Source organism: Streptomyces fructofermentans, assembly GCF_014651055.1.
Classification (GTDB): domain Bacteria; phylum Actinomycetota; class Actinomycetes; order Streptomycetales; family Streptomycetaceae; genus Streptomyces; species Streptomyces fructofermentans.
The window spans coordinates 127,744-151,123 of the sequence record NZ_BMWD01000010.1; the positions used below are offsets into that span (position 1 = coordinate 127,744).

Sequence of the window (23,380 nt, forward strand, 5' to 3'; positions counted from 1 at the left end):
CGACTTTCACAGCAGGCCCAGGTCCCGGGCGCGCAGCGCGGCCTGGGTGCGGTCGCGCAGGCGGAGCCGGCCGAGGATGCGGGAGACGTGGTTCTTCACCGTGCCCTCGCTGAGATACAACTCGCCGGCGATCTCCCGGTTGGTCCGGCCGCGCGCGACGAGCCGCAGGATGTCGATCTCGCGCGGGCTCAGGGCCGGGGACCCCGATCCCGGGGTCGGGGCCGGGAGGGGCGGGGGCAGGGCCGCGGCGAGGCGGCCGGCCACCGAGGAGTCGAGCTGGGTGACCCCCGAGTGCGCCAGCCGGATGGCGTGGGCCAGTTCGTCGGCGGGCAGGTCCTTGAGCAGATAGCCGCTCGCGCCCGCCCGCAGGGCCTGGACCACGTACTCCTCGTCGTCGAACGTCGTCAGCATCACGACCCGGCACCCCGGCACGCGGTCGCGCAGCACGGCGGCGGCCTCGACGCCGTCCAGCACGGGCATCCGAACATCCATCAGCGCGACGTCCGGCCGCAGTTCCACCGCCTTCACGACCGCTTCCCGCCCGTCCGCCGCCGTGCCCACCACGCTGATGCCCGGCCGGATCGAGAGCAGTGACGCGATGCCGTCCCGGATGAGCTGCTGGTCGTCCACCACCAGGACGCGTACCGCCGCCGGTTCCCCGCTCACCGTTCGCCCCCGCCCCGCGGGACGACCACCGTGAGCCGCGTGCCCCCGCCCGGCGTGCTGTCGATGTCCACGCTTCCCGCCACGAGGTGCACCCGCTCCCGCATGCCCGTCAGACCGAGGCCGCCCGTCGCGTCGGCGGGGGCGAAGCCGCAGCCGTCGTCCGCCACGGCCAGCCGTGCGCCGTGCTCCGCCAGCCGGACCGCGACCGACACCCGGGAGGCCCGGGCGTGGCGCAGCGCGTTGGTCAGCCCCTCCTGCGCGGCCCGGTAGAGCGCGGTCAGTTCGGCCTCGCCGTACCCCTCCTGTGCGCCGCTCACCTCGACGGTGACACGCGGGGCCGCGCCGCCGTCGCGCGCCCACCCGGCGAGCGCCGTCGACAGCGACAGGGGAGGCGTCCCCTCGCGCAACGCCCGCACGGACTGCCGTACGTCGCCCAGGGCGAGACGCACCGACTGCCTGGCCTCCTCCATCGCCCGCGCGGCGGCGTCCGGGTCCAGGGCGCGGAACTCCGAGGCGATCTCCAACTGCACCGAGACCGCCATGAGATGGTGGCCGAGGCTGTCGTGGAGGTCCCTGGCCACGCGGTTGCGCTCGGCCGCCGCGGACAGCTCCCCGACCCGTGCGGCGTACTCCTGCAGTTCGCGGCGGACCCGCTGCTCACCGACGGCGACGGCGGCCATCGAGAGCGCCAGCACCAGGCCGACGCCGAGCATCAGCAGGTCGGCCACGCGTTCCGGATCGCGGTACCAGCCGGGAGCCGTCAGCACAGAGCCCGTGAGCTGCCCGGCCAGGCACAGCGCTCCGAGGGCGAGCGCGGCCTTCCGGCCGAACGCGAAGTACGCGGTGAACGGCAGCAGCACGAACAGCACTTGGGACAGGTCGGAGGCGTCCAGCGCGACCACCACGCCCGTCAGCACGCACCGCGAGAACAGCGCCGCCACCCGGGCCCCGGACCACCGGCGCTCCGCCCGGTCGAGGACGAAGAGGGCCACCAGCGCGGCGACGAACCCGGCGGTGCGCCACGACCACAGCGCGGGCCCTTCGCCCAGACCGGCCGCCAGATAGTAGACCCCGCCGGCGAGCACCGCTCCGTACAACAGCGGTGACACCCATGGCACGGGCACGTACGCCGCCATGCACACCTCCGCCCGCCAGGCCCTGCCACCAGGCTAGGCCGGGCCCGCACGCGGGACCACGCCGACGGGGAAAGTCCCGCCGAGCACGGCCGTTCGGCACATGCCGAACGGCACCGGCACCGCCGGGGTGCGGGTGACTTCCGGCGGTCGCCTCGACCGCTGGGCACCTCCCGCCGCGAGGCCCGCACTCCCTACGGTTTCGGCACCTGCCCGCCCCACGACGAATCGGAGCGCCGCTGTGTTCTCACCCTCCTCACCCTCCTCACCGTCCTCCCCGATCGGCTCCGCACCGGCCGCCGCCGCACCGGTGTCCGCCCGCTTCGCCCGCCTGGGCGCTCTCTGCGGGACCCTGTCCGGACTCCTCATCGCACTGCCCTCACTGGTCGAGGCGTTCACCGGGGAGACCGCCGCGACCAGTCTTCTGCTCGCCCTCTCCCCGGCCTTCTCCCTGCCTCTGCTCATCGCGCTCCACCAGCGGCAGAGCCATCTGAGCGGCCGCTTCGGGGAGTCCGCGTACCTCGTGAACCTCATCGGCCTCAGCCTGTTCGGCGGGGCGGCGTTCACCGCGAACCTGGTGCTGTTCCACCTGGACGAAGACGTCATCGAAGCGGAACTGACGGGCCCCACCATCCCCGTGCTCCTCGGCTCGGCCGTCGTCTTCGCGGTGGGCTGCGCCCTGTTCGGGGCGGCGATGATCCGGGCAGGCAGGTTCCCGAAGGTCCCGTCCTGGGGGTACGCCGTCGCGCTGCCCCTGTTCGCGTTCCTGATCACCCTGCCGGACTCCGTGTTCACGAGCGCGCTGCACATCGTCGTGGGCGCCACGGTGATCTGGCTCGCGACGTCGCTGTGGCAGAACGCCTCGCGGGGGCAGGCGGGTTGAGCAGGCCGCCCGGAGGTGGAGGGGCAGCCGGTCAGCAGCTCAGGTACTTGACCACCGCGTCACCGGCGCGCGCCGCGGCGCGGTAGAAATCAGCAAGGTCCGCGAGGTCACCGGCGACCTCGCGGGCCCAGTCGTCGTCCCACTGCCGGGAGAATCCGAGCTCCCGCACGAGCGCGGCCATACGCGACGGATCGGCGGCCATCCACGCCTCGTACCGCGCGCCGCCCAGAACCTCCGCCGCCGCGGCGACGGCGTCGGGTGCCAGCACGGTGACGACGGTGTACTCCTCGACCTCGCCATCAGGACTGGTCCACGTGTCCCGGCGGGGCTCACCGCCGTAGACGGGGAGCCCCGCCACCGAGTCCGGGCCCGAAGAGCACTCGACCAGTACCCGGTGCATCACCGAGCAGTGGAACTCCACCGCGGTGACCAGGCGCTTGTCCCACAGTTCCGGCTGATCGTCCCAGTCCGGGACCAGGGCCAGCAGGTCCTGCGGGGCCGACGAGGCGGCACTCTCGGCCGTCGTCCTCCGCCAGAAGAAGGACACGCTCATGCACTCGCTCCGTTCATCCGCCGACCGCATCCGCGATCGTGACGGACGCAGCCTAGAAGCACCCGCCGACAAGGCCCCTCACCACGACCGCCCCGCGACGCCGACGGCCCACGCGCGAGCGACGAACAGGGGTGACGGAACGGCCGCGGCCGGCCGGCGCGCGCCCGGGGTGGTGCCCTACCGCGAGGCGTGCGGGATGCGGATCGTCAGCAGTGCCACGTCGTCGTCGTTGTCGGCCGGCCGGGTGTGCTGGAGCAGTTGGTCGGCGAAGGAGTTCAGGGGCCGGTGCGCGAGGACGGCCGCGTGCCTGCGCATACGTGCCAGGCCGACGTCCAGGAGCTGCCGGCGGCTCTCGATGAGGCCGTCGGTGTAGAACACCAGCGTCGACCCCGGGGGCAGCGTGACGCGCGCCTCGGTGCGCGGGTGGAGCGTGCCGGTGCCGAGGAGTATCCCCTTGCTCTCGTCGAGGTACCGGGTCACGCCGTCGTACTCGACGAGCAGGGGCGGCGGGTGGCCGGCGCTGGTCCAGCGCAGGATCCACTCCCCGTCGGGCTCGCGGGCCAGCCGGGCCAGGATCAGGGTGGCCATGCGGACGTCGGTGATGTGCCGCATCGCCTGGTCCAGGTGCTGCACGGTGTGGTGCGGCGGGTCGTCCCGCGACCAGGTGTAGGCGCGGAGCATGTTGCGCAGCTGCGCCATGCCCGCGGCCGCGTCGAGGTCGTGGCCGGCCACGTCGCCGATGACGAGCGCGGTGTCCCCGCCCGGGAGCGTGAAGGCGTCGTACCAGTCGCCTCCGACGTGGGAGGCGTCCGGGGCCGGCAGATAGCGCGTGGTCATCTCCACCCCGGAGAGCCGGGGCAGTTGGGGGAGCAGATAGCGCTGCATCGTCGCGGCGACCTGGCGCTGGCGCTGGTAGTGGCGTGCGTTCTCCAGCGCGATGCCGATGCGGCGGGCGATGTCCTCCACGAGGGTCAACTCGCCCGTGGTGAACGCCTCGTCGCGCCGGACACGACCCAGGGTGAGGGCGCCCACGACCTCGTGGGGGCCCCGGATGGGGGCGATGGCCGCGGTCTGGATGCCCGTCGCCTCGAACAGCTTGCGCTGCTCCACCGCGATGCCGGTGTCGGGCGGCCCGTCGTAGGTCTCCGGGCCGGCGAGGGCGGAGGACACACCGCGCAGGGCCTTGGACAACGGCATGGGGGAGGAGGCGGGAACGGGCGGCATGGGGCCCTGAAGGTCCTCACGGACGTGCAGCGCGGACTCCTGGGCCTGGACGACCAGGGAGCGCGTGACCTCGTCCCCCTCGGTGATCAGGTCGATGACGGCCCAGTCCGCGAGGCGCGGCAGCATCAGCTCGACCACGCGGCGCAAGGCCCCGTGCACGTCGACGTTGGAGATGAGCTGCGCGGTGGTGTCGGCCAGCAGGGCGAGCCGTTCGCCCTCCGACAGGGCGCGGGGTGAGGCGCCGGCCTGCGGCGCGCCCGGATGGGTCTCCTCCGCCGGGTGGAAGGCGATCAGGGCGACCGTGCCCCGGTCGTTCGGCTCGCAGGGCAGGGACAGCCACTGCCCGGGCAGCAGCGTGCCGTCCCCGCGGGGGAACCAGTTCCTGCCGGTACGGAACGCCCGGTGGGCCAGTTGCGTACCGCCCCGTTCGCAGGCCTCCCTGGTGACCGTGTGCCCGTCGGCGTCGCGATGCAGCAGATCGTGGGCGTCCTTCCCGATCACCTCGTGGGCTTTGAGGAGCAGGAGGTCGAGAGCGCGCTGGTTGGCCCAGACGATGCGGCCCGTGCGACCGACGGCGTAGATGCCCGCGCTGCTGTGTTCGAGCGCGGCGTTCGCCGTGCCCGGGTCTGCCGGGGCTCGTGCGGCCGAGCGGTCCGCCATCACGGCTCCTCGCCTCAAGTAACGACGCCAGCGCGCCGTGCCGGGGTCGGGCCCGGGCACGGCTCTGGCCATGTCGTGCCCAGAAGAAGCCGTCCCATGCCGACCGCCGCCGTACCGCCCCGCCGTCGGCAGCGTACGGGCCGCGCCGGGAGAGCCGCCCTGCGAGGTCGCCCGTCACCGGGGCCGGTGGCCCCGACTCCTGCGCGAGGGGCCCGGTGCGGGCAGGGCACCTCGAACTGCTCGTCGCGCGGCAGGGGCTGCCGGGCGCCGAGCGGCTCTCGGACCGGGGACCGGGGCGCCGACGCGGCACAAATTCCGTCGACATGGCCCGGCGCGGCGTGAAGGGTGGGCGGCATGCGACAGGACGAGATCTGGGATGCCGAGACGGCTCGGCGCTATGACACACCGGGCGTCGGGATGTTCGCGCCGGAGGTGCTGGACCCCGCGGTGGACCGGCTCGCCCAACTCGCCGAGGACGGACGGGCGCTGGAGTTCGCCATCGGGACCGGCCGGGTCGCCGTCCCACTCGCACGGCGTGGAGTGCCGGTGACCGGCGTCGAGGTGTCGCGACCGATGATCGACCGGCTGCGCGACAAGGCGGACGAGGAGGAGATCCCGGTCGTCGTCGGGGACATGGCCACCACGCGTGCGCCGGGTACGTTCCAGCTCGTCTACCTCGTCTTCAACACGATCTCCAACCTGCTCACGCAGGACGAGCAGGTCGCGTGCTTCCGCAATGCCGCCCGTCACCTCGTACCTGGCGGGCGGTTCGTCGTCGAGCTGTGGGTCCCGGAACTGCGGAAGCTGCCGCCGGGCCAGCAGGCCGTGGTCTGGCAGTCCGACGCCGACTACATCGGCCTGGACACCTACGACGTCCTGCGGCAGCACGTCGTCTCGCACCACTTCCGGTTCGGCGAGGGCCGCGAGGCACGGTTGGGCCGGAGCCCGCACCGCTACATCTGGCCGGCCGAGCTCGACCTCATGGCCCGCCTCGCCGGACTCGAACCGGAGTCGAGGCACGCGGACTGGCAGGGAGCCGAGTTCACCGCCGAGTCGCGCTCGCACGTGTCCGTCTACCGCCTTCCGCCGGGTCCGTAGTACGCGCGGTGACGTGAGCCGGCGGGCCGAGTCCGCACTCCGCACGGCCCGCTTCGCCCCGGGCCCCCGTGCGACCGGAGTTCCCCCGCCTCCCGGGTACGCGTGCGACCCGGTGTCCCGCGCGTCCACACCTGAGACCGACGTTCAAGGACTGGTCCATACCAAAGCCTTGACACGGAAATCGTTCACTTCTTAAATCACGTAGTGAACTAAGTTCCCCTCAGGGTCAGTCAGCACTTCCCCCCACCCCCCTGTCGGCGCGCTCAGGGCTGGTTCCGCATGCCTTCATTCATGTCATGCGCATGCCTAAATCGGCCTGGTCGCGTCGAGTCCGAGAAGGGAGAGTCATGGACTCCCCACGCTTCCTCCCACGCCGGCTGCCGCCCCTCGATCCGGTACCCCTCCTCGCGTCGGCCCCTTCCGCCCCTGCTCCCGGCGGGCCCCCGTCCCCGCCGGAATCCCGCGAGGCCGCCGCTCCCGTACGACCCGACGGGTTCCCCCACCGGAACAGGACGGTGTCACGATGACCACGAGACTTCTTCGCCGGCCCGCGGTGCGCGGAGCCGTGGGCACGGCCGCCGTCGCCGTCCTCCTCGGCGGCATGAGCGGCACACCGGCGAGCGGCGCCGTCGCGGCGACCGGGCAGATCACCGGCATCGGCGGCAAGTGCGTCGACGTCGCCGGTGCCGCCACCGCCAACGGCACGGCCGTCCAGCTCTACGACTGCAACGGGACGACCGCGCAGCAGTGGACCGTGGGCACCGACGGAACGGTCCGCGCACTCGGCAAGTGCCTGGACGCGGCATCGGGCGGCACGGCCGACGGCACGCTCGTCCAGCTGTGGGACTGCAACGGCAGCACCGCGCAGCGGTGGACCGTCACCGCCGCACGCGACATCGTCAACCCGCAGGCGAACAAGTGCCTGGACGCCACCGGCGGTAGCTCCGCCAACAGCACCCGCCTCCAACTCTGGTCGTGCACCGGTGCCGCCAACCAGAAGTGGACGGCACCGAGCGGCGGCGGAGATCCGGCCCCCACCGGGCCCATGGCCGTCGCGCCGTACCTCTACAACGGCTGGGGCAGCCCGCCGAACCCGACCACGGTCATGAACGCGACCGGCGTCAAATGGTTCACGCTCGCCTTCGTCCTCAGCAACGGCTACTGCAACCCGCAGTGGGACGGCAGCCGGCCACTGACCGGGGGAGTCGACCAGCAGACCGTCAACACGGTCCGCGGAGCCGGCGGAGACGTCATCCCGTCCTTCGGCGGCTGGAGCGGCAACAAACTGGAGAGCTCCTGCGGCAGCGCGGGCGAACTGGCCGCCGCGTACCAGAAGGTGATCAACGCCTACGGCCTCAAGGCGATCGACATCGACATCGAGGCGGCGGCGTACGACAGCCCCACCGTCCAGCAGCGCACGGTCGACGCGTTGAAGACCGTCAAGGCCAACAACCCCGGGATCAAGGTGTACGTCACCTTCGGCACCGGCCAGAACGGGCCCGACAGCAGTCTGATCGGCAGGGCCGCCAACTCCGGCCTCACCGTGGACAGCTGGACCATCATGCCGTTCAACTTCGGCGGTGCGGGCCAGAACATGGGCCAGCTCACCGTCAGGGCGGCCGAGGGGCTCAAGACCGCCGTCAAGAACGCGTACGGCTACTCGGACGACCAGGCCTACCGGCGCACCGGCATCTCGTCGATGAACGGCATCACCGACAACAACGAGACGGTGACCGTCGCGGACTTCCGGACGATCCTCGCCTACGCCCAGCAGCGCCATCTCGCACGGCTGACCTTCTGGTCCGTCAACCGCGACAGGCCCTGCACCGGCGGAGGGGCCGACACCTGCTCGGGAGTCTCCCAGCAGCCCTGGGACTTCACCCGGGTCTTCGCCCAGTACAACGGCTGACCCGCGCGCTCCTCGAACCACCGCACCCACGACGCAGCCCCACCCGCGCCCCCCACCAAGCCGTCCCGTCGGCACAGGAGAAGACGTGCTCCGATACGCGCGACCACCCATCGCCCGCCCGTGGACCGCCGCCCTCGTGGCGGCGGCCACCGCGGCCTCCATCCTCACCGGACTCCAACCCGCCGGGGCAGCCGCCCGGGCGGCCGCCGCCCTGCCCACGAGCTGGTCCACGGTGGTGAACACCGGCAGCGGCAAGTGCCTGGACGCCCGCGCGGCCGCGTCCGTGAACGGCACCGCCGTGCAGCAGTACGCCTGCAACAACAGCACCGCCCAGCAGTGGAGCTTCACGGCGGCGGGCGACGGCTACGTACGGATCAACAACCGCAACGACGCCCAGCAGGTGGTCGACGTCAGCGACGTCTCCACCGCGGACAACGCGGCCGTGCACCTGTGGACGTACGGCGGCGGCAACAACCAGCAGTGGCAGGCCGTCGACGAGGGCGGCGGCGCCTACCGCTTCGTCAACCGGCACAGCGGCAAGTGCCTCGACGTCCCCTCGGCGTCGACCGCCGACAGCGTCCAACTGGTCCAGTACACCTGCAACGGCTCCGCCGCGCAGCGCTTCCAGGTGGCCCCCGTGAACACCGCTCCCGGCGACGTCGACCTCGGCCCGAACGTCGCGGTCTTCGACCCGTCCATGCCGTCCTCCACCATCCAGAGCCGGCTGAACTCGATCTTCCAGCAGCAGGAGACGAACCAGTTCGGCTCCCAGCGCCAAGCCGTCCTGTTCAAGCCCGGCACGTACAACAACGACGTCAACGTCGGCTTCTACACGCAGGTCCTCGGTCTCGGCCAGTCACCGGACTCGGTCACCATCAACGGTGCCGTGCACGTCGAAGCGGACTGGTTCCCGCCGCAGAACGCCACCCAGAACTTCTGGCGCGGCGCCGAGAACCTGTCCGTGAACCCCACCGGCGGCACCGACCGCTGGGCCGTCTCCCAGGCGTCGGCGTACCGCCGCATGCATGTGCGCGGCAACCTCGAACTCAGCGACGGCGGCTGGTCCAGTGGCGGGTTCATGGCCGACAGCAAGATCGACGGCCAGGTGCGGTCCGGCACCCAGCAGCAGTGGCTGACCCGCAACTCCCAGCTCGGGAGCTGGAACGGCTCCAACTGGAACATGGTCTTCGTCGGCAGCCAGGGCGTCCCCGGCAACACCTTCCCCAACCCGCCCCACACCACGGTGAACCAGACGCCCACCGTGCGGGAGAAGCCCTTCCTGTACGTGGACGCCGCCGGCGCGTACCGCGTGTTCGTCCCCGCCCTGCGGACCAACTCCTCGGCCACCACCTGGGCGGGCGGGAACGCCGCGGGATCATCGCTCGGCATCGACCAGTTCCACGTCGTCAAGCCGGGCGCGAGCGCCGCGCAGATCAACGCGGCACTCGCCGAGGGAAAGAACCTGCTCGTCACCCCGGGCGTCTACCACCTCGACCAGACCCTCAGGGTGACCCGGCCCGACACCGTCGTCCTCGGGCTCGGCCTCGCCACGTTCATCCCCGACAACGGCATCACGGCCATGACGGTCGCCGACGTCGACGGAGTGAAGGTCGCGGGAGTCCTCTTCGACGCCGGGACCACCAACTCGCAGACACTCGTCGAGATCGGCCCGGCGGGCGCCGCAGCGGGACACGCGGCGAACCCCACCTCGCTGCACGACGTGTACTTCCGGGTCGGCGGCGCCGCCGTCGGCAAGGCGACCACGAGCCTCGTCGTCAACAGCGACAACGTCATCGGCGACCACATGTGGATCTGGCGCGGCGACCACGGCAGCGGCATCGGCTGGAACACCAACACCGCCGACACCGGACTCGTCGTCAACGGGGACGACGTCACCATGTACGGCCTGTTCGTCGAGCACTACCAGAAGCACCAGACCATCTGGAACGGCAACGGCGGACGCACGTACTTCTACCAGAACGAGATGCCCTACGACCCGCCGAACCAGGCCGCCTGGATGAACGGCTCCACGCAGGGCTACGCCGCCTACAAGGTCGCGAACTCCGTCACCAGCCACCAGGCGTACGGGCTCGGCAGCTACTGCTACTTCAACGTCAACCCCGCAGTCGCCGCCGAGCACGCCTTCGAGGTCCCCAACAACTCCGGCGTCCGCTTCCAGAACATGGTGACCGTCTCCCTCGGCGGAACCGGCACCATCCGGCACGTCATCAACGACCGCGGCGGACCCTCCAACTCGGCCACCAACGTCGCCAACCTGGTGAGCCACCCGTGAGGCGGCTCGCAGCACGACTGCTGCTCCTGCTGGCGGTACTGCTCGCCTCCACCGCACCCGCCCACGCCCTGCCCGCGGCCGCACCCGCGGCACCCGACTTCAAGGTCATCGCCTTCTACAACGGCACCTGGGACGCCGCGCACATCGACTTCGTGAAGGAGGCCAACGACTGGTTCCCGCGGACCGCCGCGCAGAACAACTTCACGTACACGGCGACCACCGACTGGAACCTGCTCGCGAACGGCGGCGTCAACGACTACCAGGTCGTCCTGTTCCTGGACGACGCACCGCAGACCGCGGCCCAACGGGCCGGCTTCGAACGGTACATGCGGGCCGGCGGCGGCTGGCTGGGCTTCCACGTCTCGGCGTTCACCACCGACGCCGGGTCCTGGCCCTGGTACTACAACGGCTTCCTCGGCAGCGGCAACTTCCGCACCAACACCTGGGGGCCCACCACGGCGGTGCTCAGGACCGAGGACCGCACGCACCCCTCCACCACCGGCCTGCCCGCGACCTTCACCTCGGCCGTCAGCGAGTGGTACGGGTGGTCCAACGACCTGCGGACCAACCCGGACATCAAGGTCCTCGCCTCCGTCGACCCGTCGAGCTTCCCACTGGGAACCGACCCGAACCAGTCCTGGTACAGCGGCTACTACCCGATCCTGTGGACCAACACCAAGTACCGGATGCTGTACGCCAACTTCGGGCACAACGCGATGGACTACGCGTCCAACACCCGGCTCTCCTCGACGTTCGGGAGCGCGACGCAGAACCGCTTCCTGATCGACGGACTCAAATGGCTCGGAGGGGCCGGGAGCGGCCCCGCTCCGAGCGACCCCATCTCCGAGACGCAGTGGTACTCCCTGACGAACAGCGCGAACGGAACCTGCGTCGACGCGAGGGCGGCGGCCACGGCCAACGGCACGGCCGTCCAGCAGTACACCTGCAACGGCACGACAGCGCAGCAGTTCCAGTTCCGCCCCACCGACAGCGGCCACTCGCGGATCGCCGTCCGCGGCAACCCGCAGCAGGTCGTCGATGTCACCGGCGTGTCCACCGCCGACAACGCGCCACTTCAACTGTGGTCCTACGGCGGCGGCACCAACCAGCAGTGGCTGCCGGTACGCGAGTCGTCAGGCCGCTACCACTTCACGGCACGGCACAGCGGCAAGTGCCTGAGCACCACCGGCGCCACGGGCGACGGTGTGCAACTGGTGCAACGGCCCTGCGACAACTCGGCAGCCCAGAGCTTCCAGTTGACGGCAGGACCGTGACGGGACGGCCCCGACCGGAACCAAGGACACGACGATCAGGCAGGAGGCCCTGAGCACCCGCCCGGTACGGCAGAGCACCACAGCCGTACCGGGCGGCCCGTCGTGGGGGAGGCACGTACTGCTCCACACGGGCCGGTCAAAGTGACGGCAACGCCCGTGCCCGGCCTGTCAGGTGAGGTTGAGCCCGCCGTCCAGCACGATGACCTCGCCGGTGAGATACGTACTCGCGAGCACCGAGGCCACCAGATCGGCCACGTCCGAGGGCAGGGCGGGACGGTGCATGGGCGCCCGCTCCCGCCACAACTCATGAGCGTGCGCCCAGTCCTTCGTCATCGGGGTGTCCACGAGGCCCGGTGCCACCGCGTTGACCCGGACCTCGGGCCCCAGCGCGGCCGCGAGCAGGCGGGTGACGTGGTTGAGCGCGGCCTTGCTCGCCGCGTACGGCACGGACGAGCCCTTGGGGCGTACTCCGGCGTGACTGGTGATGTTCACGATGCTGCCGCCCGAGGGGGACCGGCGCAGCGCCGGAAGGGCCGTGGTGCACAGGACCCAGGGCGCGATGAGGTTGACCTCCAGCAGTCGCCGCCAGTCGGCCGGTGTCGCCGCGGCCAGGTCGTCGTGCGGGATCGGCCAACTGATGCCCGCGTTGTTCACCAGCGCGTCCAGCCGTCCGTACCGGTCGAGCGCGGCCCCGACCAGGCAGCGCGCCTCGTCCTCCACGGCCAGGTCCGCCCGTACGTACGCGCCGCCGAGTTCCGCCGCGAGCTTCTCGCCGGCCTCCGCGCTGTGCCGCGAGTGCACCACGACCCGCATGCCGTCCGCCGCCAGCCGCCGCGCGACGGCCTCCCCGATCCCCGAGGTGGAGCCGCTGACCAGGGCGACGGGCCGATCCTGTTCGTCGATCCTCATGCCGGCCGATCCTGCCACGGCCCGCCGGGCGGCCGAGGGCCGGCACCTTTCGCGCGGTGCCGGTCGCCGGTCGGTCCGCGACCCGCGGCGGACGGCGGCGGACCGGGCGGCCGTGCACACGGCCGTGCGGTCCGCCGCCGTGCGTCAGGGCTTGCGGGCGAGGCCGCCGTGCTCGCCGATGGGCACCGGGGCCGGGGAGTCCGTCTCCGGGCGCCACAGGGGCACCGAGACGACGCCGGGCTCCACGAGTTCGAGGCCGTCGAAGTAGGCCGTGATCTCGTCGACGCTGCGCAGGTTGTACGGCACCGCGCCGCTCTCGTTGTAGGCGTCCTGGGCGCGCTCGAACACGGGGTCGACGCCCCGGGACCCGTCGTTGATCGACAGGTAGCTGCCGGACGGCAGCGCGTCCATCAGCAGGGTGACGATCGACCGCGCCTTGTCGTAGTCCGCGACGTGGCCGAGGATGTTGCTCAGGATCAGCGCCGTCGGGCGGCTGAGGTCCAAGGTGTCCGCCGCCGCGGCCAGGATGCGCTCCGGCTCCATCACGTTGGCGTCGACGTACGCGGTCGCGCCCTCCGAGGTGGAGTACAGCAGCGCCCTGGCGTGCGCGAGGACCATCGGGTCGTTGTCGACGTAGACGATCCGGGTCTCGGGCGCGAGCCGCTGCGCGACCTCGTGGGTGTTGTCGGCGGTGGGCAGACCGGTGCCGACGTCGAGGAACTGCCGGATGCCCGCCTCGGACACCAGGTGCGTGATGTTGCGGCGCAGGAACGCGCGGCTGCTGCGGGCGATCGTGACGATGCCGGGGAAGACGGCGGTGTACGCGTCACCGGCCTCCTCGTCCACGGGGTAGTTGTCCTTGCCGCCCAGCCAGTAGTTCCAGATCCGGGCCGAGTGCGGCACGGACGTGTCGATCTTCTGCTGTGCCGCTGGTCCGGGAGTCGTCGCATGGTCGGGCATGGGTACCGTCCGTCTGTCAGCCGTGGTGTGAATTGTTCAGGCCACAAGGTACGTCCCAACAGTCATGTCGTGTACACCAGTTCACGCATCCGGTGCCGTTGAGCAGTGAAAAGGGGCCCGGACGCCCGGGTCCGCGGGCCGGCGCGAGGCCCAGGCAGGGGCCGGCCGGGGTTCACGGGATGATCCGGGCGGCGCGGGCGTCCGACAGCCAGGTGGGGAACTCCCGCAGCAGCCGGTCGTAGAGGACGTCGTCCGGGACCGAGCCCGGATCGCGGCCGGCGTGGAAGAACCCGGCGTTGTCGACGACGCGGTGCGAGGGGACGGCGAGGTCGTCCAGCCGGCGCAGGAACGCGAACTCGTTGTCGTCGGGGTCGCCGAAGCCGATGAACTGCCAGAACAGCGGCAGGCGGGCCGCCTTGCAGAGGTAGCGCTCGTCGGCGAGCCTGCTGGTCGGCCCGCCGTCGGTCTGGAAGACCACCAGGGCGGGGTGGTCGCTGCCGGACTCCAGGTAGTGGTCGATGACCTCGTCCATGGCCCAGTGGTAGTTCGTCCGCCCCATGTGGCCCAGGTTCTGGTGCAGCTTGTCGATGCGTCCCCTGTGGCCGTCGAGCCGCAGGTCCGTGGATCCGTCGACGTCGGTGGAGAAGAGGACGACCGGTACGGTGCCGTCGTCGTCCAGGTGCGCGGACAGCGACAGGACCTGCTCGCCCAGGAGCTGCACGGTGCCGTCCTTGTAGTACGGCCGCATGGACCCCGAGCGGTCCAGTACGAGGTACACCGCGGCCCGGAGGCCCTCCAGACCCTTGGCCCGCAGGCTGTCGCCCGCCGACTTGTAGAGGCTGACCAATTCGGGAGCGGCGGTCCGCACCGTGGAAAGGCTGGTCGCCGGGGCGGGTGCCTGCGCGTCGATCATGTGTACCGTTCTGTCCTCGTCAGGGGACTTCATCCTCTCGCGGATGACGGTGCCGCACGGCCCTTTCGGCAACCGAACCGGCGGTCGTGCCTTCGTCGCCGAGGGCGGAGGCACTTCCGCGTCGGTCAGGATCCTGCGCCGGGGCCGTGCCCCGGCGGCGCGTCCATGTCGAACAGGGCGCCGAACTCCGCTGCCTGCGCCACCTTCGGCGCGGTACGCGTACCCGCCGTCACCCCGTGCCGTCCAGCAGGCGCCGCAGCCTCGGTGACGTGCGCGGGTCGGGCAGGACGAACCCGCCCGCCTCGCCCGAGGGCCGGGAGAGCCTGCGCAGCGCGGACTGCTCGAACGGCCAGTGGGTGTCCACCGACCACCGCGCCCCGCTCGGATCGGAGCCCGTGAGGTCGGCACCCCGGAGGTCGGCGCCCGACAGGTCCGCGCCGCACAGGAGGGCTTCGCGCAGCGCTGCCCCGCGCAGGACCGCGTCTCTCAGGTCGGCCGTCACGAGCCGGGCGTCGGAGAGCCGGGCGCCCGTGAGATCGGCGCGCCGCAGGCACGCGTCGGTCAGGTCGGCCTCGGTGAGGTGCGCGGCGTAGAACCGGGCGTCCGTGAGGTCGGCGCCCGCCAGCACCGCACCGCCCAGGTAGGCGCCGGAGAAGTCGCACCCGACCGGACGCGCGCCGCGCAGGTCGGCGAAGGACATCAGGGCGAAGGACAGGCCGGTCGCCGTGAGCCGGGCTCCGGCCAGTCTGCCGTGGATCAGGACCGAGCCGTCCAGGTTGAGACCGGACAGGTCGCAGCCGGTCAGCAACTCCTGCGGTGGCGTCGCCAGTTCCTCGACCAGGTGCCGGAGTTCCCTGACGGCAGGGGTCCGCGGGTCACGGCTCGCGTCGGGGTGCGCGCGCTGCCAGTCCGCGAGTTCGCGCACGCGGGCGAGCGGGGACGCAGGAACGGCCGTGTGCCGGGGCAGCCGGCGCGTGGCCGCGAGAACGGGCCGGGACCCCGGTACGGGGACCGTGCGCGTCCCGTCGGCCCCCTGTGCGCCCAGGACGACGGTCGGATCGTACGAGGCGACCGGCGGCCTCTCCGCGACGGGGCCGACCGGTGCTCCCGGCAGGGCGCCCGGGCCGTGCTCCCGCGTCCACGCGTCCATGGCGGCGGCGACGGACCGGCGGGCCGCGGCCGCGTCTTCGGGCCGGTCCCCGGCCGACGGGGCGAGCAGGGCGAGGACGAGGGCGTCGAGTTCGGGACACCGCGCTCCGCCGGTGAGGGCGGACGGGGGAGGCGGGAGCGTCCTGTCGTAGAGGCCTCCGCACTGCGGAAGGGCACCCGTCAGCAGTTCGTACAGAACACCCCCGAGGGCGTACAGGTCGGCCCTTCCGTCGACAGCGTCGGGCGGCCCGAGTTGCTCGGGGGCCATGTAGGCGGGGGTGCCGAGGACCTGCCCGTCGAGGGTGAGTCCGCTCGGCCGGTCCGTGTCCCGGACGAAGCGGGCGATGCCGAAGTCCAGGAGTTTGACCGCGCCCGCCGAAGTGACCATCACATTGCGGGGCTTGATGTCCCGGTGCAGCAGACCGGCCGCGTGCGTCACCTCCAGTGCCTGGCAGATCTGCGCCGCCCAGTCCAGGACCACGGGAACCGGGGCGTTCGCCGCCGCCTCGTCCAGGGTGCGCCCCGTGACCAGCTCCATCACCACGAACACCGTGCCGTCCCGGTCCTGCCCGTAGTCCAGCACCGCGACCACGCGCGGGTCCCAGAGCCGTCCCAGCGCCCGGGCCTCCGCGGCGAGCCGCTGCTGCGCGGCGGGTGCGCCGTACGCGGGCGGCAGCACCTTCAGTGCCACCGTCCGGTCGATCCGCTCGTCCACCGCCCGCCAGACCACGCCCATGCCGCCTCTGCCCAGGATGTCGTGCAACCGGTACCGCCCCGCCAACAGCGTGTCCGCCATGGGTTTTCCCCCGCGCCTAGGAATATCGTCGAAGTGACGATATCTTGTCCGTGTCAGTGAGCGCGACCGGACCGGCGAACTCCCCGGACCCGCCGCCGGTCGAACCCGGTGCGCTCCGCCCGCCCGAATCCACCCGAGAGGTCTCCCATGGCCACCGCACGCCGTACTCCCGACCGGTCCGGAAGCGGGACCGCCACGGTCCGCCTCGTCCCGCAGGACCCCGAGTGGCTCCACGACTTCCACATGACCCACGACCTCGTCCTCGCGCCGTACCACGCCGCCCGGGCCGTCCGGGAGCACGGCGTGGGCGAGCACCTGGCGCCCGCATACCCGGCCGGGCTGGAGGAGCTCGCGGGCCTGGACGCCGCGGCCGCCCTCGATGCCTGGAGCAACGTCCACGGAGCCTTTCCGCCGCCCCTGCGCAGCCGCAGGGCGGTGTCCGTCCCGCACGCCTCCCCGGCCCACCGCAGCGCGCTGCGGGCCCCCGACGGCAGGCGACTGGTCCCGCTGCACCCCGTCACGGTCGACGAGGCCGACCTGCGGGTGCTGAGGCGCGTGCGCCGGGTCATCCGCGCCGCCGCGAAGGCCACGCCCTCGCTGGTGGTGACCCGCCACGTCGACGGTTCGGCGGACATCGAGAGTGTGGCGAGCCCCGGGGACTACCGGGGCACCGTGGACCGGACCGTGGCCGTCCTGACCCTGGCGCCCGACGAGGACGTGGCGGTCCTGGCCTCGGCCCTGGCCCCCGAGCGGTTCGGCGCCGGGACGCGGCGCGTCGATCTCACCGACCGGGAGTACGCGGCCTACGACCGCTTCGCGGACCGGCTCGCGGCAGCGGCCATGACCGGCCAGTTCGCGGGCGAGCGGGGGCTGTTCAGAAGCCGCTACTGACGACCCGCGAAGTGCCCGGGCCGCGGCCGGAAGGGCCCAGGGCGGCGCGGGGCCGGAGCGAGGTTCGCGACTCCGGCGCGAAGTGCCCGCCCATGATGCGGAGTTCGCGCCCGCGCCCCACCGGGCGGCCGGCCCCCCCCGTCCATCACCGGCCGTACGGCCCGGGACGCGCAGACCGGCGCCGCCGCGCCCCCACGTCAGCGGCGGACCCGGTACAGCAGGTGCGGCACCCGGTCGCCCCGGACCACGACGTGCGGGTCCTCCGGCACATGGTGGGCGTCCGTCGCGCCGAAGTGGCGCGTCCCGGTGCCGAGGGCCACGGGCACCTCGTCCGTCGCCACCTCGTCCACGAGGCCGAGGGCGAAGGCCGGCCCGCCCATGTCGCCGGCGGCCACGGCGACGGTACGTTCCTCGGCCGGCTCCTTCGCCTTCGCGATCGCCCGCGTCACGTCGTCGACGAAGCGGTACGAGGCCTCGGGGTGCCGGCCCTCGGGCCTGGGCCTGTGCGACACCGCGACCGCGTGCTCGCCGGTCGGCGGGGCGCCCTACCAGCCGTTGGTGATGTCGAGGAGACGGCGCCCGGTCACCGGCGTCCCGATGCGGGTCCACACGGGCTCGACGTACTCGGCCGACACCTGCGAGAGGTGCCCCACTCCACCGAGAGAGGCATCACTGTTTGAATACCATTCGAACAACGGACCGACATCGTCCCGGGCGTCGACGATGAAGCCGTCTACGGAAACAACGTTGTGCATCACCACGTCACTCGTGCGATCTCCTGAGGCATTTCCGGAGCATTCCCGAGCCCTTCCCGTATTGCTTGTGCGGACGGGCCGGGAAGCCTCGTCGAACCTATTGCTCGGCGATGAAATGCGAACGGATATCGAACGGCGGTGGGAATTTCGATTGAGTATCGCCTTCTCGGGCCCTGAGCCGGTACGAGCCTTGTGCGAACGGCTTTTCGGGCTGCCGCCCGCCGCCACCCGGCGATGTGGAATTCGGGTGGCGGCGGACGGAATGCCGGAACAGGCCTGCCGGACTGCCGGCGCCCCGCGTCGCGGAATCACCCCCGCGTCGCGGTGCGACCCGCCCGGTGGCGTCAGATGCCGCAGGTGGGGGCCGACCAGAACTGGCCGGAGCGGTGGTCCAGGTGGGTGTGGTCGTTGTGGTCGGGGTAGCCGGGGCCGAGGATGCCCCGGAACCCGTGGTTGCGGGCCTGCTGGGCGAGCCTGCACAGGGAGTGCGGGCCGGAGCCCAGGTCGGCGGCGTCCCCGTACAGGTGGCGGCTGCTGGAGGCTCCACCGGCGTTCTGGTTGCAGGTGGTCGAGCGGAACCCGCTGGTCACCCTGATCGGCTGGTCACCGAGTGCGTGGCGCAGGGCCTCCAGCTTCCACATGGTGCGCAGGGCGTTGGCCTTCGCCGCCGAGGCGCTGACCGCGCCGCCGGCCCAGGTCGTGTTGCAGTCGTTCAACTCGCTGTACGTGAAGTGGATCGGCGTGCAGTCGTCGTCCTGGAGGGCGTAGAGCTTGCTGAACGTGTTCGGGCCGGCCACGCCGTCGGCCGCCAGGCCGTAGGCCGACTGGAAGCGTGTGAGGGCGGCGGCGGTGGCGGGTCCGAACACGCCGTCCACGGACAGGACCGAGCCGTAGCCCGGGTAGCCGCCGAGACGGATCTGGAGCTGGGTGACGTCGGCGCCCGAGGCGCCCTGGGACAGGGTGCGGGTCCAGGTGTAGCAACCGTCGGCGTGCGCGGTTCCCGCGGTGGCGACGGTGCCCACCAGGGCACCCGCCATGGTCATGACAATGGCAGCCAAGAGTCTTGCGGCGCGTTGCAGCACGTGGTCTCCATGCCGGGAGGTGTGGGGCGGACGAGACGAAGCTTGGCGGCTGGATGTTACGCGCGTCAACCATGCTGCGGCCTTGCGTTGTTGGGGCGTGGGGCGAGTCCGGGAACATTGTCCGGCGCGGTTCGTACTGATCGGTAGGGAGTCGGCCCGTTCGGTGCAGGTGGGCGGCGGCGGAGCGGTCCCCGGCCGGATCCCGACGGCTTCCGGCCGGCGGTGCCGGCCGTGTCCGGGAGTGTGGTGCGCGGGTACCGTGCGGCGGTCGACCGGTGGTGTCGGCGTGCGCGGCCGCCCGGGCATGGCTGCGCGCCCAAGGCCGTTGCTGCTGGGGGCCTGGGCGCTCGGGGAGGAACCGGTACCGGCGGTCCGGCCGGCAGCGGCCGCCGTCGCGGGCGATGCCCGGTACCGGTTCCTCCCCGTCAGTCGGGCATGCGTCAGCCGAGCGCCTTCACGGCCTGGTAGTAGGTCCAGGCGGTGCTGTTGCAGGCGGTCTTCGTGGCGCCGCTGTAGCCGTTGCAGACGCGCTTCAGGTCCTCGTAGAAGGCGCTGTCGAGGCGGGACTTGTTGGCGCTGAAGGAGCCGGCGGCCTTGTAGTTGCGGTACCCGAAGTCGTGCCGGGCGCAGGAGGTGGCGAACGGGAACCCGAAGGGGTTGTCCGGCGACGTGGAGCAGTAGTCGGTGGACCAGTCGAACTGGTAGGCGGCCCATGCGCCCTGGTTGGCCCGGGCCGACACCCAGGAGTTGTAGCTGGCCGCGCTGGTCTGGGTCCAACTGGAGAGTACCTGGGGCTTGTCGGCCGGGGCCGCGGTGGCGGCGGTGGCGTTGACTGTGACGGTTGCCAGGGCCAGGGCCGAGGCGGCAAGTCCAAGAGCGGCACTGCGGTGCATCCCACACCTCCATGAGGGCTGCGGCCCGCCCGTCGGGTCGCAGGTTCATGACAAGATGATCGGCTCTCGGACGCCATTTCACACGTCTCGTGCACGGGAATTGCCAATTAACTTTTTCTTGTAATCGGCAATCGGAGAGCGAACTGGACTAGTGGGACAGACGGGTCGGCCACCGATCGCCTCACATCCCTCATCCCCGGCTCAAAGGGAGCTTTCCCTGTTGTGGCCGCACACCGGATGAATGCGGCGTGGCGAACGGGATTCGGCGTACCGAGGAGGCGGGGAACGGCCGGTGAAGAGGAAGTGGCGCGCAGTGGTGCGGAGTTGATCGATCATCGCGCGGAGCGGGAACGCACAGGCATTTCCGACCGCCGGACTTGGTACGGCATTCGATGCCCGCGCAGGTGGCTCTGGCGGTCGACGCCTGGGCGTCGAGGGCGCTGGGGCCGGATGCGGCAGTTCGTGCGGCGCCCTCGCGGAGGTCCGGAACGGGCTGCCGTGCCGCCGTCCGTGTGAACCCGGGCCCGCGCCGCAACCGGCACGGGGGTGGACCGACTCCTGGCATGCAGAACCGGTACCCCCGTGTGAGGAGATGTCCATGACCGCCACATCGATCGAGTCAGGCGCGGCGCAGACCTTCTTCGACCCGTACGCCCACCACGGGATCGCGCTGCCCCACGAGGAGCCGGTGACGCAGAGCCACGGTGGCCACCTGCCGCCCCCGGACCCCGCCCAGCGCTTCAACCTGATGGTCGGTCCGCGCGACCGCCGGCGGCTCGACCTGCACGCCGCGCTGACCAGCGCGGGCGTCCCGCCCCAGTGCAACGACCGGGAGGCGATCGATCACCTCAGCGACCTCCCCGACAGCGTGAGCGACTGCGTTCAGCGCTGGATCCAGCACGCCACCCGGAACTGGCCGCCGGTGTCGTAGCCGAGGCCCCCCGCGTCATGGCGGGCCGCGCGACTGCCCCTGCCGCCCGTATCCGGGCCCCGTTCACGTGACCGCTCCCACGGAGGGCACGAGCACGGGGCCCGGCCACGAGGAGGCCGGTCAGTTCGGGACGCCGAACCAGCGCGTGAGCGGGCCGAGCAGATCGTCCTGACGCTCACCGGCCCACGCGACATGGCCGTCCGGCCGCAGCAGGACCGCGGGAGCGTCCAACTGCACCCCGGTGTCGACGACATGGTCGACCCGGTCCGACCAACCCGCCACCGACAGGCGGCCGGTCCGGTCGAGCAGCAGTCCGCGGCCCTCGCGCGTCAGCTCGTACAGGCGTCCCCTCCCCAGCTCCACGTCCCGCATCCGCCGGCCGAGCAACTCGTCGTCCCCGCCCACGTCGTAGCGCACGTCGATGGCGGTGACCCTCCCCATCACGTGGCGGTTGACCGCGGGGAACTCCATCAGCTCGGCCAGGAGCCGGCGGACGGCCCGGGGGCCCGGCTCGGGGGAGAGCAAGTGCATCTGCGCGCGGGTGTTGTCCAGCACGTCGGCCGCCACCGCGTGCCGTTCGCAGTGGTAGCTGTCCAACAGGCCCTCCGGCGCCCATCCGTTGACCTGGGCCGCCAGCTTCCAGCCGAGGTTGAACGCGTCCTGGACACCGAGGTTGAGCCCCTGACCGCCGGTCGGCGGATGGATGTGCGCCGCGTCACCGGCCAGCAGCACCCGATCGACTCGGTAGTGCTCCGCCAACCGGGTCGCGTCACCGAAACGCGAGAGCCGCCCTGGTGAGTGCGCGCCGAAGTCCGTGCCCGCGTAGGCCCGGAGCTGCCGCCTGAACTCGTCGAGGGTCGGCGCGGCCGTCCGGTCCTCGGACACACCTTCGGCGGGTACGACGACGCGGTACAGCCCCGCTTTCCCGTCCACGTCGGGATCGGCGCCGAACCGGGCCTGCCTCCCGCGCACCTCCGCGACCACGGCGGCGATCGTCGCCGGGTCCTCGGTCAGCCGCATCTCGCCCAGCAGCGTCTCGACCTTGGAGGGCTCACCGGGGAAGCCGACACCGAGCAGCCCGCGCACCACGCTGCGGCCGCCGTCGCAGCCGACGAGGTAGCGCGAACGCAGCCGGGTGCCGTCGGCCAGCTCGGCGGTCACTCCGCTCCCGTCCTGACTCAGCCCGACCAGTTCGCTGCCACGGCGGATCTCGGCGCCGAGTTCCGTGGCACGCTCGGCCAGCAGGCGTTCGGTGACGGTCTGCGGGACCGCGAGGACGTACGAATGGGAGGTGTCGAGGTCCGGCCAGGACGCGCTGATCCCGCCGAAGAAGCCGCCGACCGTGAACTTCTCGCCGAGAGCGAGGAACCGGTCGAGCAGGCCGCGCTGGTCCATGATCTCGATGCTGCGCGCGTGCAGGCCGCGCGCCCGGGAGAACCCATTGGGTTCCCCCTCCTTCTCCAGCACGGCCACCCGAACACCCTGCAGCCGAAGCTCTCCGGCCAGCATCAGGCCCGTCGGGCCGCCGCCGACCACGATCACATCCATCATCGAGCGCCCATTTCCGTCGGTTCGGGCATCGGCCGACGATTCTGCGGGAGGCCCCGGGTCTTGCGGCAAGCCCCTCCGTACGCCATAGGTTGGGAGTGGCAAGGAGTCGGCGCCTCCTTGCCCTTCTCCCGCCCTCCGTTTCCAGGGCCCGCCTCCAGGGCCCGCCTCCAGGACCCGGCTCCAGGACTCGGCTCCCTCGGACCCGGCTCTCCCGGACCGCTCGGGCGACCCTGCTTCCGGAACGGCCTCCGTCGGCCGGCGCACCGCTCCTCCGCCAGGACTGGTCCGGCCCGTTCGGCCTGGCCCTTCGGCCTGCCCGTTCGACCCGCGCTTCCACGCGAGCGAAATAGTTCGGACGCGGATGTCGAGAACCCGCGACCGGCTCCGTCCCCGTGGTGAAGGCGGCCAGAATGGGCCGCACCGGCACCGAGGAGAAGCACGATGGCCAAGTACCTGCTGCTCAAGCACTACCGGGGCGCCCCCGCCGCCGTCAACGACGTGCCCATGGACCGGTGGGCACCGGAGGAGATCACGGCGCACATCCAGTACATGAAGGACTTCGCGGCCCGGCTCGAGGAGACCGGCGAGTTCGTGGACGGCCAGGCCCTCGCTCCGGAGGGGACGTGGGTGCGGTACGACGGCGAGGGGCGCCCGCCGGTCACCGACGGACCGTTCGCCGAGACGAAGGACCTCATCGCCGGCTGGATGGTGATCGACGTCGACGGCTACGAGCGCGCCGTCGAACTGGCCGGGGAACTGTCGGCCGCTCCCGGGGCGGGCGGCAAGCCCATCCACGAGTGGCTCGAACTGCGCCCGTTCCTGACCGAGCCGCCCACCATCACGGAGTGACGACTCAG

21 protein-coding genes are annotated in these 23,380 nt (G+C 71.9%); 8 read left to right on the plus strand and 13 right to left on the minus strand.

All coding sequences use genetic code 11. The features are described from left to right. Positions 1–6 precede the first annotated feature (6 nt). Entirely contained in the window at positions 7–666 is a 660-nt protein-coding gene (locus IE265_RS16465) for a response regulator (protein WP_190036317.1), read from the minus strand. After that, on the minus strand, positions 663–1,802 hold the full coding sequence (locus IE265_RS16470; RefSeq protein WP_190036318.1) for a sensor histidine kinase: 1,140 nt from the start codon (positions 1,800–1,802) through the stop codon (positions 663–665). Before IE265_RS16470 ends, IE265_RS16465 begins: the two co-directional genes overlap by 4 nt. 238 nt (positions 1,803–2,040) lie before the next feature. Between IE265_RS16470 and IE265_RS16475 the strand changes: the two genes are divergently transcribed. Then, positions 2,041–2,682 (plus strand): hypothetical protein, encoded by a 642-nt coding sequence (locus IE265_RS16475; protein ID WP_229916224.1) that lies wholly within the window; start codon positions 2,041–2,043, stop codon positions 2,680–2,682. Positions 2,683–2,713: 31 nt separating this feature from the next. Here the strand turns inward: IE265_RS16475 and IE265_RS16480 are convergent, their stop codons facing one another. Both IE265_RS16480 and IE265_RS16485 read right to left on the minus strand, forming a co-directional pair. After that, positions 2,714–3,235, minus strand: a complete 522-nt coding sequence (locus IE265_RS16480) for a hypothetical protein (protein ID WP_190036319.1) — start codon at positions 3,233–3,235, stop codon at positions 2,714–2,716. Between the two features lie 177 nt (positions 3,236–3,412). Then, positions 3,413–5,119 (minus strand): SpoIIE family protein phosphatase, encoded by a 1,707-nt coding sequence (locus IE265_RS16485; protein WP_190036320.1) that lies wholly within the window; start codon positions 5,117–5,119, stop codon positions 3,413–3,415. 354 nt (positions 5,120–5,473) lie between these two features. Between IE265_RS16485 and IE265_RS16490 the strand changes: the two genes are divergently transcribed. From IE265_RS16490 to IE265_RS16505, 4 genes are all read left to right on the plus strand, one after another. Continuing rightward, positions 5,474–6,217: a class I SAM-dependent methyltransferase gene (locus tag IE265_RS16490; RefSeq protein WP_190036321.1), complete on the plus strand. Its 744-nt coding sequence runs from the start codon at positions 5,474–5,476 to the stop codon at positions 6,215–6,217. 523 nt (positions 6,218–6,740) lie between these two features. After that, positions 6,741–8,126, plus strand: a complete 1,386-nt coding sequence (locus IE265_RS16495; RefSeq protein ID WP_190036322.1) for a chitinase — start codon at positions 6,741–6,743, stop codon at positions 8,124–8,126. Positions 8,127–8,211: 85 nt separating this feature from the next. After that, positions 8,212–10,419, plus strand: a complete 2,208-nt coding sequence (locus IE265_RS16500; protein WP_190036323.1) for an RICIN domain-containing protein — start codon at positions 8,212–8,214, stop codon at positions 10,417–10,419. After that, on the plus strand, positions 10,416–11,693 hold the full coding sequence (locus IE265_RS16505; protein ID WP_190036324.1) for a ThuA domain-containing protein: 1,278 nt from the start codon (positions 10,416–10,418) through the stop codon (positions 11,691–11,693). Before IE265_RS16500 ends, IE265_RS16505 begins: the two co-directional genes overlap by 4 nt. Before the next feature lie 168 nt (positions 11,694–11,861). On the opposite strand, the gene IE265_RS16510 is transcribed toward IE265_RS16505, so the two are convergent. The 4 genes from IE265_RS16510 to IE265_RS16525 all read right to left on the minus strand — a co-directional run bounded on the left by IE265_RS16510 (position 11,862) and on the right by IE265_RS16525 (position 16,420). Beyond that, positions 11,862–12,602, minus strand: coding sequence for an SDR family NAD(P)-dependent oxidoreductase (locus IE265_RS16510; RefSeq protein ID WP_190036325.1), 741 nt, complete (start codon positions 12,600–12,602; stop codon positions 11,862–11,864). Positions 12,603–12,746: 144 nt separating this feature from the next. Further along, positions 12,747–13,562: an SAM-dependent methyltransferase gene (locus IE265_RS16515; RefSeq protein ID WP_190036326.1), complete on the minus strand. Its 816-nt coding sequence runs from the start codon at positions 13,560–13,562 to the stop codon at positions 12,747–12,749. A gap of 172 nt (positions 13,563–13,734) precedes the next feature. After that, positions 13,735–14,475, minus strand: coding sequence for a VWA domain-containing protein (locus IE265_RS16520; RefSeq protein WP_190036327.1), 741 nt, complete (start codon positions 14,473–14,475; stop codon positions 13,735–13,737). A gap of 229 nt (positions 14,476–14,704) precedes the next feature. Further along, entirely contained in the window at positions 14,705–16,420 is a 1,716-nt protein-coding gene (locus tag IE265_RS16525; protein ID WP_190036328.1) for a serine/threonine-protein kinase, read from the minus strand. Positions 16,421–16,567: 147 nt separating this feature from the next. Between IE265_RS16525 and IE265_RS16530 the strand changes: the two genes are divergently transcribed. Further along, on the plus strand, positions 16,568–17,311 hold the full coding sequence (locus tag IE265_RS16530; RefSeq protein WP_190036329.1) for a hypothetical protein: 744 nt from the start codon (positions 16,568–16,570) through the stop codon (positions 17,309–17,311). Between the two features lie 197 nt (positions 17,312–17,508). Here IE265_RS16530 and IE265_RS39305 read toward each other — a convergent pair whose 3' ends face one another. From IE265_RS39305 to IE265_RS16545, 4 genes are all read right to left on the minus strand, one after another. Continuing rightward, the gene (locus tag IE265_RS39305; protein ID WP_373302964.1) at positions 17,509–17,823 is read right to left on the minus strand and encodes a dihydrofolate reductase family protein; all 315 of its coding nucleotides are present in this window, start codon (positions 17,821–17,823) and stop codon (positions 17,509–17,511) included. A 33-nt stretch (positions 17,824–17,856) separates the two neighbouring features. Beyond that, positions 17,857–18,072, minus strand: a complete 216-nt coding sequence (locus IE265_RS39310) for a hypothetical protein (RefSeq protein WP_373302965.1) — start codon at positions 18,070–18,072, stop codon at positions 17,857–17,859. A gap of 338 nt (positions 18,073–18,410) precedes the next feature. Continuing rightward, the gene (locus tag IE265_RS16540) at positions 18,411–19,148 is read right to left on the minus strand and encodes a D-Ala-D-Ala carboxypeptidase family metallohydrolase (protein ID WP_229916225.1); all 738 of its coding nucleotides are present in this window, start codon (positions 19,146–19,148) and stop codon (positions 18,411–18,413) included. A gap of 440 nt (positions 19,149–19,588) precedes the next feature. Continuing rightward, positions 19,589–20,041, minus strand: coding sequence for a phospholipase (locus IE265_RS16545; protein WP_190036331.1), 453 nt, complete (start codon positions 20,039–20,041; stop codon positions 19,589–19,591). Positions 20,042–20,639: 598 nt separating this feature from the next. Here IE265_RS16545 and IE265_RS16550 point away from each other — a divergent pair. Next, positions 20,640–20,972: a hypothetical protein gene (locus tag IE265_RS16550; protein WP_229916226.1), complete on the plus strand. Its 333-nt coding sequence runs from the start codon at positions 20,640–20,642 to the stop codon at positions 20,970–20,972. A gap of 120 nt (positions 20,973–21,092) precedes the next feature. On the opposite strand, the gene rox is transcribed toward IE265_RS16550, so the two are convergent. After that, positions 21,093–22,523 (minus strand): rifampin monooxygenase, encoded by a 1,431-nt coding sequence (gene rox, locus IE265_RS16555; protein WP_190036332.1) that lies wholly within the window; start codon positions 22,521–22,523, stop codon positions 21,093–21,095. A 441-nt stretch (positions 22,524–22,964) separates the two neighbouring features. Here rox and IE265_RS16560 point away from each other — a divergent pair, with 441 nt between their 5' ends. Further along, on the plus strand, positions 22,965–23,372 hold the full coding sequence (locus IE265_RS16560) for a YciI family protein (RefSeq protein WP_190036333.1): 408 nt from the start codon (positions 22,965–22,967) through the stop codon (positions 23,370–23,372). Positions 23,373–23,380 lie beyond the last annotated feature (8 nt).